Annotated in this window: 18 protein-coding genes and 1 riboswitch; of the genes, 5 read left to right on the top strand and 13 right to left on the bottom strand. The window is 32.2% G+C overall.

Annotated features, from left to right (window positions below):
- Nucleotides 1–27: 27 nt before the first annotated feature.
- Nucleotides 28–126: riboswitch (TPP riboswitch) on the bottom strand.
- 74 nt (nucleotides 127–200) lie between these two features.
- The 6 genes from F9279_RS07150 to F9279_RS07170 all read right to left on the bottom strand — a co-directional run bounded on the left by F9279_RS07150 (nucleotide 201) and on the right by F9279_RS07170 (nucleotide 4,120).
- Entirely contained in the window at nucleotides 201–638 is a 438-nt protein-coding gene (locus F9279_RS07150; RefSeq protein WP_152112099.1) for an MFS transporter, read from the bottom strand.
- 102 nt (nucleotides 639–740) lie between these two features.
- On the bottom strand, nucleotides 741–1,337 hold the full coding sequence (locus tag F9279_RS07155) for a YdeI/OmpD-associated family protein (protein WP_152112100.1): 597 nt from the start codon (nucleotides 1,335–1,337) through the stop codon (nucleotides 741–743).
- A gap of 212 nt (nucleotides 1,338–1,549) precedes the next feature.
- Nucleotides 1,550–1,948 carry a histidine phosphatase family protein gene (locus F9279_RS07160; protein WP_152112101.1) on the bottom strand — a complete coding sequence of 133 codons (399 nt, stop codon included), beginning with the start codon at nucleotides 1,946–1,948 and terminating at the stop codon, nucleotides 1,550–1,552.
- A gap of 3 nt (nucleotides 1,949–1,951) precedes the next feature.
- Nucleotides 1,952–2,083 (bottom strand): hypothetical protein, encoded by a 132-nt coding sequence (locus tag F9279_RS25935; protein WP_264298234.1) that lies wholly within the window; start codon nucleotides 2,081–2,083, stop codon nucleotides 1,952–1,954.
- A 4-nt stretch (nucleotides 2,084–2,087) separates the two neighbouring features.
- The gene (locus F9279_RS07165) at nucleotides 2,088–2,558 is read right to left on the bottom strand and encodes an NUDIX domain-containing protein (protein ID WP_152112102.1); all 471 of its coding nucleotides are present in this window, start codon (nucleotides 2,556–2,558) and stop codon (nucleotides 2,088–2,090) included.
- A gap of 92 nt (nucleotides 2,559–2,650) precedes the next feature.
- Nucleotides 2,651–4,120, bottom strand: a complete 1,470-nt coding sequence (locus tag F9279_RS07170) for an aminotransferase class V-fold PLP-dependent enzyme (protein ID WP_152112103.1) — start codon at nucleotides 4,118–4,120, stop codon at nucleotides 2,651–2,653.
- Nucleotides 4,121–4,220: 100 nt separating this feature from the next.
- Between F9279_RS07170 and F9279_RS07175 the strand changes: the two genes are divergently transcribed.
- Nucleotides 4,221–5,165, top strand: coding sequence for a tyrosine-type recombinase/integrase (locus F9279_RS07175; protein ID WP_152112104.1), 945 nt, complete (start codon nucleotides 4,221–4,223; stop codon nucleotides 5,163–5,165).
- Between the two features lie 28 nt (nucleotides 5,166–5,193).
- Here the strand turns inward: F9279_RS07175 and spoIIP are convergent, their stop codons facing one another.
- The 4 genes from spoIIP to F9279_RS07195 all read right to left on the bottom strand — a co-directional run bounded on the left by spoIIP (nucleotide 5,194) and on the right by F9279_RS07195 (nucleotide 8,773).
- The gene (gene spoIIP / locus F9279_RS07180; protein ID WP_152112105.1) at nucleotides 5,194–6,342 is read right to left on the bottom strand and encodes a stage II sporulation protein P; all 1,149 of its coding nucleotides are present in this window, start codon (nucleotides 6,340–6,342) and stop codon (nucleotides 5,194–5,196) included.
- 374 nt (nucleotides 6,343–6,716) lie between these two features.
- Nucleotides 6,717–7,136: a 3-hydroxyacyl-ACP dehydratase FabZ gene (gene fabZ, locus F9279_RS07185; protein WP_226793346.1), complete on the bottom strand. Its 420-nt coding sequence runs from the start codon at nucleotides 7,134–7,136 to the stop codon at nucleotides 6,717–6,719.
- The gene (locus tag F9279_RS07190; RefSeq protein ID WP_152112106.1) at nucleotides 7,133–7,735 is read right to left on the bottom strand and encodes a lysophospholipid acyltransferase family protein; all 603 of its coding nucleotides are present in this window, start codon (nucleotides 7,733–7,735) and stop codon (nucleotides 7,133–7,135) included. Before F9279_RS07190 ends, fabZ begins: the two co-directional genes overlap by 4 nt.
- Nucleotides 7,736–7,984: 249 nt before the next feature.
- The gene (locus tag F9279_RS07195) at nucleotides 7,985–8,773 is read right to left on the bottom strand and encodes an alpha/beta hydrolase family protein (RefSeq protein WP_152112107.1); all 789 of its coding nucleotides are present in this window, start codon (nucleotides 8,771–8,773) and stop codon (nucleotides 7,985–7,987) included.
- A gap of 175 nt (nucleotides 8,774–8,948) precedes the next feature.
- Here F9279_RS07195 and F9279_RS07200 point away from each other — a divergent pair, with 175 nt between their 5' ends.
- The gene (locus F9279_RS07200) at nucleotides 8,949–9,740 is read left to right on the top strand and encodes a histidinol-phosphatase HisJ family protein (RefSeq protein WP_152112108.1); all 792 of its coding nucleotides are present in this window, start codon (nucleotides 8,949–8,951) and stop codon (nucleotides 9,738–9,740) included.
- A 966-nt stretch (nucleotides 9,741–10,706) separates the two neighbouring features.
- Here the strand turns inward: F9279_RS07200 and F9279_RS07205 are convergent.
- A complete protein-coding gene (locus F9279_RS07205) occupies nucleotides 10,707–11,558 on the bottom strand; it encodes a class I SAM-dependent methyltransferase (protein WP_152112109.1) in 852 nt (283 codons plus the stop codon).
- 68 nt (nucleotides 11,559–11,626) lie between these two features.
- Entirely contained in the window at nucleotides 11,627–12,034 is a 408-nt protein-coding gene (locus F9279_RS07210; RefSeq protein ID WP_152112110.1) for an Rrf2 family transcriptional regulator, read from the bottom strand.
- A 515-nt stretch (nucleotides 12,035–12,549) separates the two neighbouring features.
- Here F9279_RS07210 and F9279_RS07215 point away from each other — a divergent pair.
- Nucleotides 12,550–13,293, top strand: coding sequence for a sulfotransferase family 2 domain-containing protein (locus F9279_RS07215; protein WP_193224500.1), 744 nt, complete (start codon nucleotides 12,550–12,552; stop codon nucleotides 13,291–13,293).
- Nucleotides 13,294–13,340: 47 nt separating this feature from the next.
- Here the strand turns inward: F9279_RS07215 and F9279_RS07220 are convergent, their stop codons facing one another.
- Nucleotides 13,341–14,270: a LysR family transcriptional regulator gene (locus F9279_RS07220; protein WP_152112112.1), complete on the bottom strand. Its 930-nt coding sequence runs from the start codon at nucleotides 14,268–14,270 to the stop codon at nucleotides 13,341–13,343.
- 73 nt (nucleotides 14,271–14,343) lie between these two features.
- On the opposite strand from F9279_RS07220, the gene F9279_RS07225 reads away from it, so the two are divergent.
- Together F9279_RS07225 and F9279_RS07230 are read left to right on the top strand one after the other, a co-directional pair.
- Nucleotides 14,344–14,793 (top strand): rhodanese-like domain-containing protein, encoded by a 450-nt coding sequence (locus F9279_RS07225; RefSeq protein WP_152112113.1) that lies wholly within the window; start codon nucleotides 14,344–14,346, stop codon nucleotides 14,791–14,793.
- A gap of 255 nt (nucleotides 14,794–15,048) precedes the next feature.
- Nucleotides 15,049–16,077 (top strand): ArsR/SmtB family transcription factor, encoded by a 1,029-nt coding sequence (locus tag F9279_RS07230; protein ID WP_152112114.1) that lies wholly within the window; start codon nucleotides 15,049–15,051, stop codon nucleotides 16,075–16,077.
- The last annotated feature ends 84 nt before the right edge of the window (nucleotides 16,078–16,161 follow it).

Genomic DNA, 16,161 nt, shown 5'->3' on the forward strand with positions numbered 1-16,161 from the left:
TGCGTGAATAGACGTATATAATGGACCATACGTTTTATCCCACATCCCTACGCTAGAATTAACTAACAGGTTCAAAGGGTCAGATCATTCGATCACTCTCAGCATTTCGCTCCCCTTGTGGTTTTGCAATTTAATATGTAATTGTTTCCATTATAGCATAGTTTATTAAAATTAAAAGACGATTCTAATAATAATCCTAATTAGGGAACAGCGGTTATTTCTTTCGTAGAAGTGGAAATCTTTCTATTTGCACGAACAACCACTCCCATTAGAATAATACCAGTTACTCCTAACAAGAGAAAAATAGAACTCATTACGACAGACGATACCAAACTACTAATACTTATCGCAAAACCAGCTAAAATCATTTGTCCCTGACCTATAAAACCATAAACTGCTAAATAAGAACTTCGATGCTGTTCATTTACTAAATCGGCCAAAAGACTTTGATTGACAGGAACATACATTAGTTCTCCAATGGAGATAAAAAACATCATTACAATTAACAGGAGAGGATCCGTAATATAGCTTAATATGGTATAGGCTATAATAAATATTGCCATACCAATAAAGTATTGTTTATTATCAGGCATTTTTTTCATCATCCAACTAACTAAACCAACTAGAAAGACAACCATTAATCTTATTAAATGATTGATTAATCATTTAAATTATAATCTAAAAAAAACAACAATCAACTTTTATTGTTTTTTTCTGATAATTCAATATATCTCATTTCTTTATCTTTCATTAAACCCTTTACCAGCAAAGATATTTTCCATATTCTTTTCTATTCTAGAGATTCTCGTTTTTGCTTGTTTAGCCTGCGAAAAATGAAAAATATAAGCTCTCTGTCTACCAGGAGTTAAGGCTTCAAAAGCAACTTGAAAGTCAGGGTTCTCTTCAAATTTAGTTTGTAGCTCTTCAGGAATAGTATTTTCTGTATCTTTTTTAAACTCAACTACTAATCCAGCCTTTTCCACTTCTATTGCTTCTTCTATATACTCTTTTAACATGGCTTCTATATTTATGATTTCTTGTACATTTTTAAATCTAATCTGACGCCCTGCTTGAACATTATCCGTTTGCTGAATAAGAATTCCGTGTGGATCTTTTAGCAAAGATCCTTTAATGAACAGAATGGCACAGTATTCTTTAAATCCATGTATAAGGACTACATTTTTCCCGTTTAAAGTGTAACAAGGATGCATCCACTTAAAGTCTTCCTCTAAATCACATTCAAGGATAATACTCCTTAATTTCACATATTCTTCTTTCCAGTTTTTTGCCTTACTTAAAAAAGCTTCTACTTTCGGATGAACCGCATTATTTGCCATTAAAGTACTCCTTTTTTTCCATTAAAATAATATTTTCTACAAAGGTTAAATCTGTAAAACCTAGTTCGTTCTATCATTCAACTATTAGATTTCCAAAGTGAATATGCAGATATAAAATCATTTCATTCTTTACATATAATTCTAATTATTAACTAGATTTCTCTTTATGTTTATTATCATACACTTCATGCATATCTATTAATATATTCTCCTTAAACTTCAACAGAAAATACAGCTGGTTTATTCATCTTTAGTAAGAAATCTAAATCAAATATCGGATTAAAATAATTTAATAAAGAAGTAATCATCATACCATGGCTAGCAATAACGATTTTTTCTCCCTTATACTTATGTAATATATTTATGAGTGACCGTATTCCTCTATTCTGGCATTCCTGATTACTTTCTGCCCCCTGTAAGGAATAGGTGGGCTCGGAAAAGGATCTAATTAGTAAATCTACTAATTTACTTTCCGTTATTTGGTTTTTATCAATACTAAATACTCTCTCTTTCAAATCTTCTTCTATCATTATTTTCTTCTGTAGTCGATTAGCTAGTTCTTGTACAGTTAAAATAGCACGATTATAAGGACTCGAAATAATATGGTCGATTTCTTATTTTTCCATGAAATCTGCTAGAGCTTTAGAATCCTTTAGTCCTTGTTCTGTCAGACCTCTTGTTCTTTCTTCGTTTATTTTACTTTTTGGTGATTCACCGTGTCTAACCAAGTAGATATACGTATACAAAACACTATCCCTCTTTTCTTACTAATAAATAAGGTAATGGCTTTCTTTGGACAAAATGCTTTTCTATAAAAGTCAGGATTTCATCAGCTCCTGGTATGGTTGCTTTTGCTATTGCCTTATATATAGGTAACCACAAAAATTCCCTATGTTCAGAATTTATTTTCACTTCACTGTTTTCGTGCACAAATCCTACAAATACAGGTGCCGTATAAATATAGTTCTCTTTAGGATTATAGATTTGTTCTAATTTATTCGAAGTGTATAATTGTTCAGGAATTAAACCCGTTTCTTCTTTTATTTCTCTAAGTGCGGCTTCTACTGCAGATTCTCCCTCTTCTATACCTCCCCCAATGTAGCACCATGCATGATTAAAAATGGATGAAGCTCTTTTTAAAAGTAAAGTCTCCACCCTATTATCAACAGTCCTTAATAGCACAACAGAAATACCTGTGCATCTAAAAACAACCTCTTTCATTGATATACCTCCTTAAAAAGAAAAACCTTACTATTAGAAGTAAGGGAATGGTATTAATTAGGACGTAATTTACTATCTTTAAGTTTCCTATTTTAACCAAATAAACTATCTATTTTCATGTTTTTATGGAGTCTATAGGTACTGCTTCTATTCTCGTATTGATAATCTTTACTCCATTCCTTATGATAGTAAAGTATTTTCTTCATGGCAGATAGAATATAGTAAGCTTCTTCATTACTCATGGTGGGATGAAGAGATAATCTTATCCAGCCAGGTTTATGACTAAAATCTCCATTTTTAATTTCATCTATCAATTTCTTAGATTTCTCATGTGTTATGTCTAATAGATAATGACCATATGGACCTGCACAGGAGCAACCACCTCTGACTTGTATGCCAAACCGATCATTGAGTAACCGAACAACTAAATCATAATGTATTTCCTTGCAGGTAAAAGAGATAATACCTAAACGATCGTTATTAGCTTCTTCAAACACGTTTATGCCTTCCATTTTTCTTAATTCAGTCATAACTAAAGATATTAATTCTCTTTCTCTTGCTTGTATTCTCTCTATTCCCATCTTTTCCTTGAGCTGAATACAAAGAGCTATCTTGATTGCTTGTAAGAAACCAGGAGTACCACCATCTTCTCTTTCTTCTATATCTTCTTTATAAATTAGATCTCCCCATGGATTAGTAAAATCCACTGTCCCACCCCCAGGTATATCTGGAACACTAGATTCTATTAAATTCTTAGACATTATTAAAACACCACTTGTTCCTGGTCCTCCAAGAAATTTATGTGGAGAAAAAAATATAGCATCTAGTTCTTCCGTTTTTTCATTTGGATGCATATTAATAGAAACATAAGGAGCGGATGCTGCAAAATCTATAAAACAAAGTCCTCCATGCTGATGCATGATTTTAGCTAATTGATGATAATTTGTTTTTCTACCAGTTACATTAGAACATGCTGTAAATGCTCCGATTTTAATTTCTCGGTCTGCATATAGCTCTATAAGCTTGATTAATTCTGTTTCATCCACATCACCATACCTATCTGGTTGAATCATACAAACTTCTGCATTGGTTTCTATCCAAGGTAAATAATTTGAATGATGCTCCATATGTGTGACGAACACTACTGCTTTATGCTCTAGTTCCTTTCTTCTATCTTTAAGCCCTAATAATCGTTGTAGTTTATTAACTGCTCCTGTCATACCAAAGCCTTCGAAGAGGATGATATCATTTTCATTTGCATTTACATGCTTTTTTATTATTTCTTTCGCTTCATGGTAAGCTTTTGTCATATAAGTCCCAGTTACATTGGACTCCGTATGAGTATTACCAACATAAGGACCTAATGTATTACTCATTTTCACTTCAATATTCTTATATAAACGACCACTTGCAGTCCAATCTGCATACAGTAATTTCTGTTGACCATACGGGGTAGAAAAGGTTAATTGGTCACCAATAATGTTTCTTTTTATATTTGCAAAGTATTGTTCTAGCTCATTATTAAATGTATAAGTGGATTCACCAACTTTAGCTCGAATCATTTTGAAGTCCCCTTCCTCTCTTATCATTAACCTATGATAAAATAGCTTTAGAGGTTATCAGTTTCAAATGATTTTAATAATTCTTAAAGGGTGATATATCATGCTCATTACTTTACCTGACTATGTTTTAGATTTTAAGGATAACTTAATTGAATCCGGTCGATCTAAATCAACACTGAAACAATATGAATCTGATTTAAAGAAATTTTTCACCTGGTTGGAAACACATAAGGGAGATGTAACCTTACATACACTCAAATCGTTGAGACAAGCAGATATACGGTTATATTTTCAGTTCTTAAAAGAAAAAAAGCTTTCACAAGCTACCATTAGAAGATTAGCAACTGTTTTAAGTAGATTAATGATTTATCATCAATGTGTTGGAGCTCATGAGATTCATAAGCTAGCAGAAGCAGCGCCGTTACGAGCACTTACAGAAGATGATTTTATTACCGAGGCTGAGTTTGAAAAACTAACACATACTGTTCTATCGAAGGATCCTGAAGTAACAAGAGCTTCTGCTCGTAACTACTTACTAACTAGAAATTGGAGTTTTATCACACTTATTCGGACATTCGGATTAACACCTGTAGATATTCATCAAATTACCATGAGCCAAGTAAATCTTGCTCAAGAGGAATTAATAATAGAAACAGAGAACAGCAAGCTTACTCTACACTTAAATAAAGAGCTAATGAAGTATATCAGAGATTATTATTTTTCCATTCCAGAAGCATTTCGGCCAAGGTATTACTCAGAAGATCCACTATTTGTTGCATTCAATAATATTAGCTATTCATTTCAATATGATTATGAAAAGCAGAAGCCAAAGGCATTATCCGTTCGTGCCATTCAAGAGACCATAAAGGACGAAGTGAGGCGTGCTAACTTACGCAAAATATCTGCTGTTAATCTTCGCAATGCCGCCATATTGGATAAATTAACAAAAGGATATTCTGATGATCGATTAATGCAACATTTTAAGCTTACTAGTGAGGCTTCACTTAGAAGATATAAACAATATGCTAAAGAAAAAAATACCTAGGAGAGATACTAACTCCTAGGTATTTTTATTATTGTTGAGTAGCCTGGTTCTCTTCCCAATATACTTTACTATAAACATCAGCAAAAGCTTCTAAGCTTAAGTTTAATTCTGATTGCGTATTATCCACTCCACCTACTTCTAAAAGAATAGCTCTATCAGAATAGTTTTGATTGTAAACACCATTTCCTTGTTCTTTTCCTTTTAGGAATACGCCTCTAGAAATCCCTGGATATTTCTTCTGAATTTCTTCATGTAATTTCGTAGCAAACTCCTGATTCTTTTCATAATTTTCATTCGCTTGTCCTACTATAAAATAAAGTTTAGCATAATTTTCCCCATTTATATTTGCTGTAGTTTGTTCTTTTCTTGCTGCATCACGGTGAATGTCTATTAAGTATTTAAGCTCACTATTACTATTAAGAGCTGTTTCAACTACTTCTTTTGAAACAGTATATGACGAATTAAATTTCCAATTTCGATCAAGCAACTTTTGATTAATATTTGTTTTATCTAACTGTACACCAATCCCTTCTTGTTGAAGTAGTTCTGTTAGCCTATTACTTAAACCTACAACATTTGCTCGTTCATCTGAGCTTGTAGGACTATTAGAGTTGTTAGTATTTTTCAACAATGGTAGAAATGCTTCTAAATTATGAGAATTATAAATAAGCACTGATTTATTTTCTGGAACTGTTATTGGCTTATTTTCTTCTTTTGTAGGCTGTTCTTCCTGTTGCTCAACTTTTTCTTCATCTACCTCAAGAGGATTTTCAAGCATTTCTTGTGTAGGTGCAGACTCAAACGGTAAATCTGCAATGGTTGTCCCTTCTTCTGCTACCACTATATCTGTATGGAAAAAAGTTAGAGCTGGTAGTTCTCTCCCTAATAATGTCCTTGTATCATCAAATCGAATATTGGTTGTTAAATGAAAAAATAAATTAGAAAGTGATATGCCTTTTCCTTCTGATTTAGGAAAAAGGTGATTTTCACTGTGAAATAGTTCTGCATAAAGTTCTGTTGAGTTAACTGATTTAAGTAAATTCGATATATTATCTGAAGTTAATTTAAATGAAAAGATAGATGTAGTAATAATAGCAATAAAAACAAAGATTAGGATGATGCCTAATATAGTGGAATTTAAATAATGGATTATAGAACGTGTTTTGGATGTTTGCATGGTTCATCCCCTTTCTCTTTACAGATATATGTCTTTTTACTAGAAAATAGTCTTGTAATCTATGAAATATTTGAAAGGTTTTTGTTATTTATTTTAATAACTATATTAAATAAGTATCATTTATTTGAACGCGTAAAATTATTTAAAACATCTTCTCTATTATTTGTGGTATACATGGTGCAAGGCTGCAACTGCACTTTTCTTACTTTGTCTATTTTTCTCATGATGTACGTTGATATAGTTAGCAGTAATTTTTAAGCTTAATTTCATATGGTATCACTTTATATTTTTTCCAATATATAATTGGTTGCGTAGAATTATTTACTTATCAAAAAAAAGAAGACTTTTTATATAAGTCCTCTTTTTACTCTCTCTTATTGAAATGAAAATAAAAATTCTGCCTCACAAATTAACTCTCCACTAACCGTTGCCCGCCCTCTTGCTTTTGCAAAGCCTCTTTTGACTTTATCCACAAAGACTTCCATACAAAGCTCATCACCAGGAAAAACGGGCTTTTTTATTTTAGTATGATTAATACCAGCTAGAAAAGCAAATTTATCTTGGTGTTTGTCACGACAATGAATAGCAACAGCGGTTACTTGAGCAATTGCTTCAATAATAAGCACACCTGGCATAATCGGGTTCTTTGGATTTTGTCCTACTGCAAAGGTGTCTTCTTTATTAATTTGCTTTACACCGACAGCCATTATTCCTTCTTTTAATTCAAGAATTTCATCTACTAACGGCAGAGGATACCTATTCAATATATCCTTAACATTTTGTAGATTGATCATTTGTAATCTCCTCTTACTAAACTGTCTTGTAAGGAAGCCATTACATTACTCAATTCTTCTGTTAGCATGCTAGGGTCTTTTCTTGTTCCATCCTCATTTGTTAAAGTTATCGGATCTCCAAAAATAACTCTGATTTTTTTCCCTTTTAGTAGTCCTTTAATATCAGTAGGGCCACTATATGCTGCAGGTACAATAGGAACTTTAGCTAAATTAGCAATAGTAGCTGCTCCCTTTTTTAGAGGCACATCTTCAGAAGTTCTAGTACCACTTGGGAATATTCCTACTATTTTGTTTTCTTTCAATAGCTTTACAGGTGTTTTAATACTACTTGGACCTGGGTTTTCTCGGTCAACTGGGAATGCATTAATGCTGTGTAAAAATTTTGCAGCACTCGGCTTATTAAAAAGCTCTTTTTTTGCCATAAAATAAATTTCATTCGGAAGTAAAGAGGTTCCTAATGCGACAACATCAATCCAACTAACATGTGAACAAGCTACTACATAACCAGTATCTTTAGGAAGCTTGTTTTTATTTATTACTTGCGTTCTACCAAAGGTTTTTAAAACGACATTTGCGAAACGACTAGTAAATGCATACATTTTTCTATCTCCTTTATGTATCAACTTCTTGCGAAATTATATGAATAAGTATGGTGTTTTACTTTATTATAACATCTACTATTAGGACTAGATACTATATTTTTCACTTCCTACTTATTATAGCTTATTGCACAGTAAAAATATAGTACGGAAGTAATTCTAGTGATGGTCGAATATAATGACTATATGAGACAGTCTTTACGTGCAAAAAGGAGGAAATGTTTCATTCCCTCCTTACCTTACATATTCCTATTTATAATGATAGATTTTCTGTTTTAACCAATTGATAGTTCCCGTAATAAGCTGTTGGAAATGCTCTGATTGAGAAAATGTATGTTCTGCATTCTCAATTAATAGGTCTTGAACAGATCCTTGCACTCTCTTATGATAATTTTCTCTATACTTATTTATATAAGTGTACGGAATATCTTGATCATTTGTTCCATGTGCAAGAAACACATCACCTTTAAATTTTGAGCATACTTGGATAGGTTCGTACTCAGCTAGAGAATGAAAATATCTTGGATAAAAATGATAACCATAAAAATCTACTCTGTTACTTTCTCGTAATTCTTTCATTCTTCTTGCTCCAAAGATTTTGCTAATATCTTCTTCTGGTTTACCAACTGCTGCCCATTGAATTAATCGAGTCACTCTACTATCTTCAATTGCTGTTAATAGTGCCACTGCACCGCCTAAGCTATGACCGAGTAGGGTTAATTCCTTCACAGGTAAGTTTTGTAGTGTAAATTCAATGACTTTACTTGTTTGTTCCATTAAATCATCTAAACTATTTGTTCCGTATTCTCCACTTGATTCCCCGCAGCCTTTATAATCGAATCGAACAACTAAAAATCCTTGTTTAGTTAATTCATGACTTGTTTTTACAAATAGTCGATCTACTCCCATTCTACTACCTATTAATCCATGACAAATTATGATTGTTTGATAGCTTTCATTCTGTTTGAACGGTTCAGGATAATCTATAGATAAGATCAATTTATCCTCTTTCCAGTTCAGTTTCAGCGTCTCCATCATCTGATTTGGCCTCCCAATTATACGTACCGTTTATTTATTATCATTATACATTATTCCTACCTGTTTAGTAAGTTTAAAGATAAAATAATCTGATTTATTCTTGTTATTTTCAAGAATCCCTTTTTTTATTACAATAAAGACATATAATCAATCACTAATACTATAAGGAGGGTTTATGAAGTATATTGATTTTCACCACCATACTAATCATTCCTTTGATTCTAAAGGAGAAATGGCAGAAATTTGTGAAGCGGCCGTCAATAAAGGGATTGAAGAAATTTGCTTCACTGAACACTTTTCCGTTAATTCGACATCTCCAACCTTTGGACATATGAATTGGGAGAAATATATGGCTGATATACATGCCTGCCGAAAAAAATTTGTAGGAAAACTACAAATTAGGCTTGGAATTGAGCTCTGTGAACCACATTTATTAAGAGAACAATACAAAGAGGCATTAAATTCTATTCCATTTGATTATATTCTTGGTTCTGTACATAACATAGAAGGAATGACTTTAAGAACCTACATGAACACTTATCCAGAAAGGGACATCTATCTAGATTATTTTAAAGAGCTTGAAAAACTGGTAAGTCATGCAGATATTGACGTATTGGCACATTTTGATTTAATGAAGCGTTATGCCCATTTGACAATTGGTAATTATCCTTTTTCTAAATATCAAGAAATCATCTCTTCCATTCTTTCTATCGCAGTTACTCGAAACATTGGACTAGAAATTAATACTTCTGGTTGGAGAACGAAATTAAATGAATCGTTACCTTCACTTGAAGTATTGAAGCTTTATCGTAAGTTAGGAGGTAGTTTATTGACAATTGGTTCTGATTCCCATGATAAACTACAAACAGGTTCTGGGTTTAATGAAGCTATAAGTATGGCGAAAGCAGCAGGTTTTACTGCCATTTATTCTTTTAATCATAGAAAACCTATTAAAATAAATATATAAAAACAGATCTCCATTCGGAGTTCTTAGGCTGTAATAAAAATTGCTTATATTATTTCTAAAGATTAACGTCTAAAAACTTGAAAAAAAAGGACTAAGTAAATACTTTATCATACCATCTTCTCTTCATCCTAAGAAGGATTAACACTTGAAATAAGAGCTATCTCTTATTTCCTTGTTTATTAGGAAGGCTTTCTTAATAGTACTGTAGAATCATTCCTATGTAGCTAACGGGTTAGTTGATAAATTACAGAAGTAACAAAGGTTATTGGAATGAGCTTTCATTATATATAGTTACAGATATAGAATAAAAGCAAGAGAATATCTTGCTCAAGCTGTCGAGAAACCCCTCAATGTAATAGAGGGAGAATATAAAGTAGTATATATAATCAATCCACTGAATATGGGGATGATTTCCGTTACAGGGGTTCGCTTTCCATGGGGCTCGCGCTGAGCTGCGGTCTGCCTTTGGCCTGCAGGGTCTCAGCTGTCTCGCTGATCCCACAGGAGTCTCACCCCTTCCACTCCAATCATCTGGATAAAAATTCTATTTGATCTTTCTATACTTTTTCTACAAGCTGAGCAAGAGAATATCTTGCTTTTATTGTCATTCCAAATTAAATTGTTTAGTCAAGAAACTAATCATTTGACTATTTTTTTTGATTATAGAAAAATATTTATCCTTTTTCTACGACGGTCACTTTACCTATTTTATGTTCTACTTTAGGGTAACTTAATACATCCATGTAAACAACTCGCTTGGTGTTCGTGTCAGATAAACACGTCACTCGTGGGTACTTACATTGCAAGGGTTGTTGGAATCTTAGATGAGCACTTTTCTTCTAGATTTCTCTACAACTAATGCCGCTTTTAGTTTAGCTGGACAAACACCTATAATGAGACAATCATAAATAATAAATATCCATCTGTATTAATTAATGGTAGATAGTTTCGTTTTTCTATTTTACCTTATAGATAAACGAGAACTTTACCAAATTTCCCTCCTGTGGTTACAGGTATTTTTTCTTTATAGGTACTGTTTAAGTAGTTTACTGCTTCAGACTTTTGTGCATCGTTAAGTGTGATGTTGTAATCAATAAACCAAGTTTCCAAATTATTAACAACTTCGTCTACATTCATATTTATCGTTTTTTGATGTCTCTCAATTAAGGATTGATACTTATAGTTGTTTAAATATAGTAGTTGTAACAAGTAAAACATTTCAGATGAAGTGTTTTCACCTTTTATATCCAAGACTGACATCAATTCTTCTATTAATTGATTCTCTTTTGAACCAGCCATAAGACTGACATAGAAGTACTTGTTTGATAGGCTAAGTGCTTTTTTTACTGCATCCCAATCAGTCATTGCTGGGCACATGGAAGCAAAAACAAAGTCATATCCCACGTTAATAGAAGGATTAAATTCTTCGAATGGTTGGTTAATAATATCTAAATGAATGGAACTATTTTTAGCGTTCTCTTTCAATAAAGAGCTTAAAATAGTTGAGGGTTCTAAAGAACTAACTATCGCTCCTCTTTTTGAAAAAGGAATACTAAATACACCAGATGCAGCTCCAACATCTAACACTGTTAAACCTTTGAAGGAATGGATTTGATTCTCTATCCATTTTATAATTCGTTCTGTCCGCATTACACCTTCTGCATTAAATGAACTAGCATCAAAATTTCTTGCCCAAGTGGCAAATCCTTCTGATTCAAATGAATCTAAACCAGCCTTTTTCATCCTCTTTAGCGAGGTATTCGGGTCAGTTTTCCATGCTTTTTCCCAATATTCTTGGTTAAATAATTGATTCTCCATAAACATCCCCTTTTCACATCTATTGTAGAGTGATTATATCTATAATACTTATAAAAATAAAGACTGCATTATTTAGACGCAGTATCTTTATCTTTTATTAGATCTGATATTTTAGTTTGCATAAGTTCATCTTCCATCTTCTTCTCTGCAGATGACATAACTTGCTCAATCGGACAACCAGGTCCATGATTATAATGGCAATCAAATAAGGAGGTTTTTCCTTCAATAGCATGTATAACTTCGAGAAAAGAAATGGACTCCCAATTATGTGGTAAAGAGTATCCACCATTGGCACCTGAAACAGAAATAATTAATCCTTCTTTCACTAATTTCGTCAGTATTTTAGACAAATAGGTTGATGAAACAGATTGCTGTTCAGATAATTGTTGAACTCCAACAGGCTTATTATAATCAGATGTTTTTGCTAGATGTAACATGGTATGCAGTGCATAATTTGTTCCTCTAGAAAACTTCAAATAAACCACCTACTTCTAATAACAAATATTTTATAGATATATGATATCTATAAAATCATTTTCTGTCAAATGATGATATTGTTGTATCCATAAAATGTTTTTAAATTATGTAATAGATTTGCTTTAAGAAAATCAGTATTTTTTGTTAAATCGCATAACAGAACAAACACTATATTCATTAGTGTCAGTCAGCTAAAATATCTTTTCGTTTTATTAGAGAACCTAAATAAAATATCTACTCTGACCCTAATTCTGTTGTTAATGTTTCTATATTTAATTCTTCATCCCATACATGTCTTTTTGGTAAGGTTAATACATGTCCTCATATGGATCATGATCTAGAATCCAACACATTCACACAATAAAGAAATATGCTTAATAGGTAACTTAGCACATACTTTTTTCAAGAACGCGCATTTAATATAAGTAATATATAGAGGATTTCAACATTTCAAAGAAATAATTGTAAGAAAGCTTATATCAACATTTTCTCATACCATATGGAGGCTCATATTATGAATGATAATAAAGACCTAACTATTTTTTTACATGTCCCTAAGACTGGAGGCACTACCCTAAATTCCATATTTATTCGTCAATATCAAGAGTCTGCCTTTCACAATCATGACACCTATGATAGACAAATAATTCCTTTATCTGAATTAAATCAAGAACAAAAAGCTTTCATACGTGCAGTTGCAGGTCATCATTATTATGGTGTTCATGAACTTTTCAACAAATCATTTCAGTATTTTACCATGTTACGTCATCCTGTCGATCGAGTTCTGTCTTTATACTTTTATTTAAAAGAAAGTAATTACCCAGGATATGAATGGATGAAAGAAATGACTATTGAAGAATTCGTACAAACACCTTCTGAAGCTCAAAACAACCAAACTGGACTTTTATGTGGCTATTCAATGGTTCCGAATGTGAAGATTGCTAAAAAACGGATAGATGCATTTGAAATAGTAGGAATAACGGAACGTTTTGATGAATCTCTATTCTTATTAAAAAAAGCCTTTAATTGGGAGAACATAGAGTACGTAAAGCATAATATAACAAAATCTAGACTATCAAAGAGAGAAATACCTGCAGAAGTAATTTCACTCATTCTACAAAATAATGAAATGGATTTAGAAATCTACGAATATGCGAGAGGATTACTTGAAAGAAAGCTTAAATTGTTAAGTAAGCAAGAGAAAGGAGAGTTAAAACATTTTTTAAAAACACAAAATAGGAAATTTAGCAAAGAATAGAGAATAAATCTCCGTTCTTTGCTTTTATTTTTTCTAATGGAAAAATACTAGCGAATATACCCATATATTTCTCTCTTAGCAAAAAGGTCTATTAAATATTGAAGTTTTTGACTTTGGATTCTTCCTCTTCTGTTTATCAGCTGACTATAAAAAAGAAAATCATCATCCTTATAGGAGATTCCCACTACTGATGAATCTCCTTCTATACTAAATGTCGGGAGAAACGCTATTCCCCATTTATTATGGACAGCTCTTTTAATGGTTTCTATGCTACTTAGCTCCATTGATAAACGATAGTCAATGAAGTTCTTCTCTAATTGTTTTAATAAATAAGCTCTATATGTACATCCTTCCTCCGTTAATACAATGGTCTCCTTTTCCAAATCTTCTATTGTAACTGATTTTTTCTTTGTAAAAGGATGTTCAGGATAAACTACAATTTTCATCTCTTGTTTTTTTAATAATAAACTTTGAATTCTTTCTGAATGAATGGGTTTATCCATAATAAGACCAAAATCAAGTTCATTTCGATGAATTTTTTCCAAAATGGTTGCTTCTGTATATGGAAAGATTTGCACTTTAACATCAGGGTATTTCTTCTTAAATTCTGCGATAATATTAGGCAAAATAAAAATGGCTAGAGATTCAATGGAACCAATCTTTACAGTATTTATTTCTTGATTGTTTAAGCTTAAATGAGATTCCTCATATAATGCTAGCATTTTCTCTGCATAGCTATAGAGTGTCTCTCCCGCTGGAGTTAACTTCATAGTTTTTCCGTGTCTTTCTAGAAGTTGTGTTCCTCCATATATAGCTTCAAGCTTTTGTATATGTGTTGTAATACTTGATTGTGCATAATCCAATACATATGAAGCTTTTGTATAGCTACCGCTTTTAACAACCTGAATAAATGATTTGAAATATACAAGTTCCATTTCCTTCACATCTTTTCTATCGATAATACTGATAGTATACATCAATAACTCCGTGCTTCGGTAATGTTTTTTCAAGCTATACTAAACAAGAACATAGATAAAGGAGGAAGTTATTATGAAAAAAGAACCAAAATTCTCATTAGCATTGAGCATCGAGCCAAGTAATACAGAAGCAGCATACGAGCACTTTATGAAGAAATTATCGTTCGAAACAGATGTAGCAGATCTTCTAATTGATTTAAAAAAAGGATATCCAGGTCTACTTGTTGTTGATGTTAGAAGTGAAAAAGACTATGAAGAATGCCATATTCCACAAGCTATTTCACTACCTGGAAATAAAATATCTGAAAGTACAGTAGATACATTACCAAAAGAAAAAGTAATCGTAGCCTATTGTTGGGGACCTGCCTGTAATGGAGCAACAAGAGCGTGTGCAAAATTATCTAAATTAGGTTTTAGAGTAAAAGAATTAACAGGTGGAATGGAGTACTGGAGAAAAGAAGGTGGAGAAGTTATTGGAACTTTAGCAGAAAATGCACCTCTATATTGGCGTTATAATAATTGACTAACATTATACCCTTTTTAAGAAGATTAAAGGAACTTCCATAAGTGGGGAGTTCTTTTTTCTATCTATAAAATACTTTTTCTCCCCTCTCTTTAAGCTTACTATTAATATTTCTCCCTCTTCTATTATATTTTTCGAGACACATCCAAAAAATGGTTGACAATTACCTTGATGATATTTATTATATTGAATAATTTTGCAAAATTATAAATTTGATTCGCCATATAACGAATCATTTAAAAAGGAAGTATTGAAATGGATAATGTAAATCAATGGTTAGCAAAGCATGTACGCTTCATATACTCTCCATTTAGAGAAATGATGACAAGTTTACATGTTTTGACTAATCCATCCCATCACCTGACGAGGCTTGAATGGGCGAAAAAAACCAAAAGTAACATGTTATCTTCGATTTGGAATGATGTTGTTCTCTTTGGAGAAGTAACTAATGAATGGTTAAATTTCTTAGATTTAGAAGATTTGTTGCAATATGAAGAAAAACACGTGGAAGAAGCAATTGAACAAATAAAACTTCTCCCTGAAAAAACGTTTTTAATATTGTTATTAGGACAAAGAGCAACGCTAACTTATGAGGAGTTAAGTATGAATGAAAGGAAAATCCACTCCAAGCCTAAACAATACCGAGATAAATTATGTGATTTTTTATACACCTATCATCAGGAATATTTTGCGAGAGAGTTATTTCGAGTAGAGCCATGGTTAATTAAGGCTGTCCATGAAATAAAAAAACAGTTTAAAGAAGATCCCCTGCAGACGATGAATTCTATTCATCCAAGATTTAAGCTTGATAGAAGAACCATCAAGTTTTTCAAAGCTGATACATGGACGTTTCATTTCGGGGAACTATCTAAGCTAACCATTTATCCATCTAGTTTTATTGCACCACATCTTTTAGTTGGAATGGAAGTACCAGAAATTATGGTTTATCTACATGTTCCATTTCCAGTTGAAACAGTAGAAAATGCAGTTCCAGAAGACTTACTTCATACACTTACAGCTTTAGGGGATAAATCTCGTTTACAACTATTGAAGCTACTGTATTTTCATTCTTATAGTACACAACAATTAACACTGTTAACTGACTTAGCGAAATCCACTATTTCTAAACACTTAAAGATTCTAGAAAAAGCGAATCTAATTAAAGGTGAACGACATGGTCACTTTGTTTTTTATCAAGTAAACCATTACACACTTAATCAATTAAAGGTTGATTTAAATCAATATCTCAACTTTCGCAGAGTGAAATCGGCAAATAAGACTTGATATAGCTTGGAAGGCCAGAGATCCACTGCTCAAGTTGACTTAGTATCAACTTTTTGATTTTCTTATTCGTCTGTTTTAGTGCGT

This window comes from Bacillus sp. B1-b2, assembly GCF_009183415.1.
GTDB lineage: Bacteria > Bacillota > Bacilli > Bacillales > Cytobacillaceae > Niallia.

What these genes read in the sequence shown, in the direction of transcription:
- F9279_RS07150 (WP_152112099.1), bottom strand. Translation starts at nt 638, where the DNA reads ATGGTTGTCTTTCTAGTTGGTTTAGTTAGTTGGATGATGAAAAAAATG.
- F9279_RS07155 (WP_152112100.1), bottom strand. Translation starts at nt 1,337, where the DNA reads ATGGCAAATAATGCGGTTCATCCGAAAGTAGAAGCTTTTTTAAGTAAG.
- F9279_RS07165 (WP_152112102.1), bottom strand. Translation starts at nt 2,558, where the DNA reads ATGAAAGAGGTTGTTTTTAGATGCACAGGTATTTCTGTTGTGCTATTA.
- F9279_RS07170 (WP_152112103.1), bottom strand. Translation starts at nt 4,120, where the DNA reads ATGATTCGAGCTAAAGTTGGTGAATCCACTTATACATTTAATAATGAG.
- F9279_RS07175 (WP_152112104.1), top strand. Translation starts at nt 4,221, where the DNA reads ATGCTCATTACTTTACCTGACTATGTTTTAGATTTTAAGGATAACTTA.
- spoIIP (WP_152112105.1), bottom strand. Translation starts at nt 6,342, where the DNA reads ATGCAAACATCCAAAACACGTTCTATAATCCATTATTTAAATTCCACT.
- fabZ (WP_226793346.1), bottom strand. Translation starts at nt 7,136, where the DNA reads ATGATCAATCTACAAAATGTTAAGGATATATTGAATAGGTATCCTCTG.
- F9279_RS07190 (WP_152112106.1), bottom strand. Translation starts at nt 7,735, where the DNA reads ATGTATGCATTTACTAGTCGTTTCGCAAATGTCGTTTTAAAAACCTTT.
- F9279_RS07195 (WP_152112107.1), bottom strand. Translation starts at nt 8,773, where the DNA reads ATGATGGAGACGCTGAAACTGAACTGGAAAGAGGATAAATTGATCTTA.
- F9279_RS07200 (WP_152112108.1), top strand. Translation starts at nt 8,949, where the DNA reads ATGAAGTATATTGATTTTCACCACCATACTAATCATTCCTTTGATTCT.
- F9279_RS07205 (WP_152112109.1), bottom strand. Translation starts at nt 11,558, where the DNA reads ATGGAGAATCAATTATTTAACCAAGAATATTGGGAAAAAGCATGGAAA.
- F9279_RS07215 (WP_193224500.1), top strand. Translation starts at nt 12,550, where the DNA reads ATGAATGATAATAAAGACCTAACTATTTTTTTACATGTCCCTAAGACT.
- F9279_RS07220 (WP_152112112.1), bottom strand. Translation starts at nt 14,270, where the DNA reads ATGTATACTATCAGTATTATCGATAGAAAAGATGTGAAGGAAATGGAA.
- F9279_RS07225 (WP_152112113.1), top strand. Translation starts at nt 14,344, where the DNA reads ATGAAAAAAGAACCAAAATTCTCATTAGCATTGAGCATCGAGCCAAGT.
- F9279_RS07230 (WP_152112114.1), top strand. Translation starts at nt 15,049, where the DNA reads ATGGATAATGTAAATCAATGGTTAGCAAAGCATGTACGCTTCATATAC.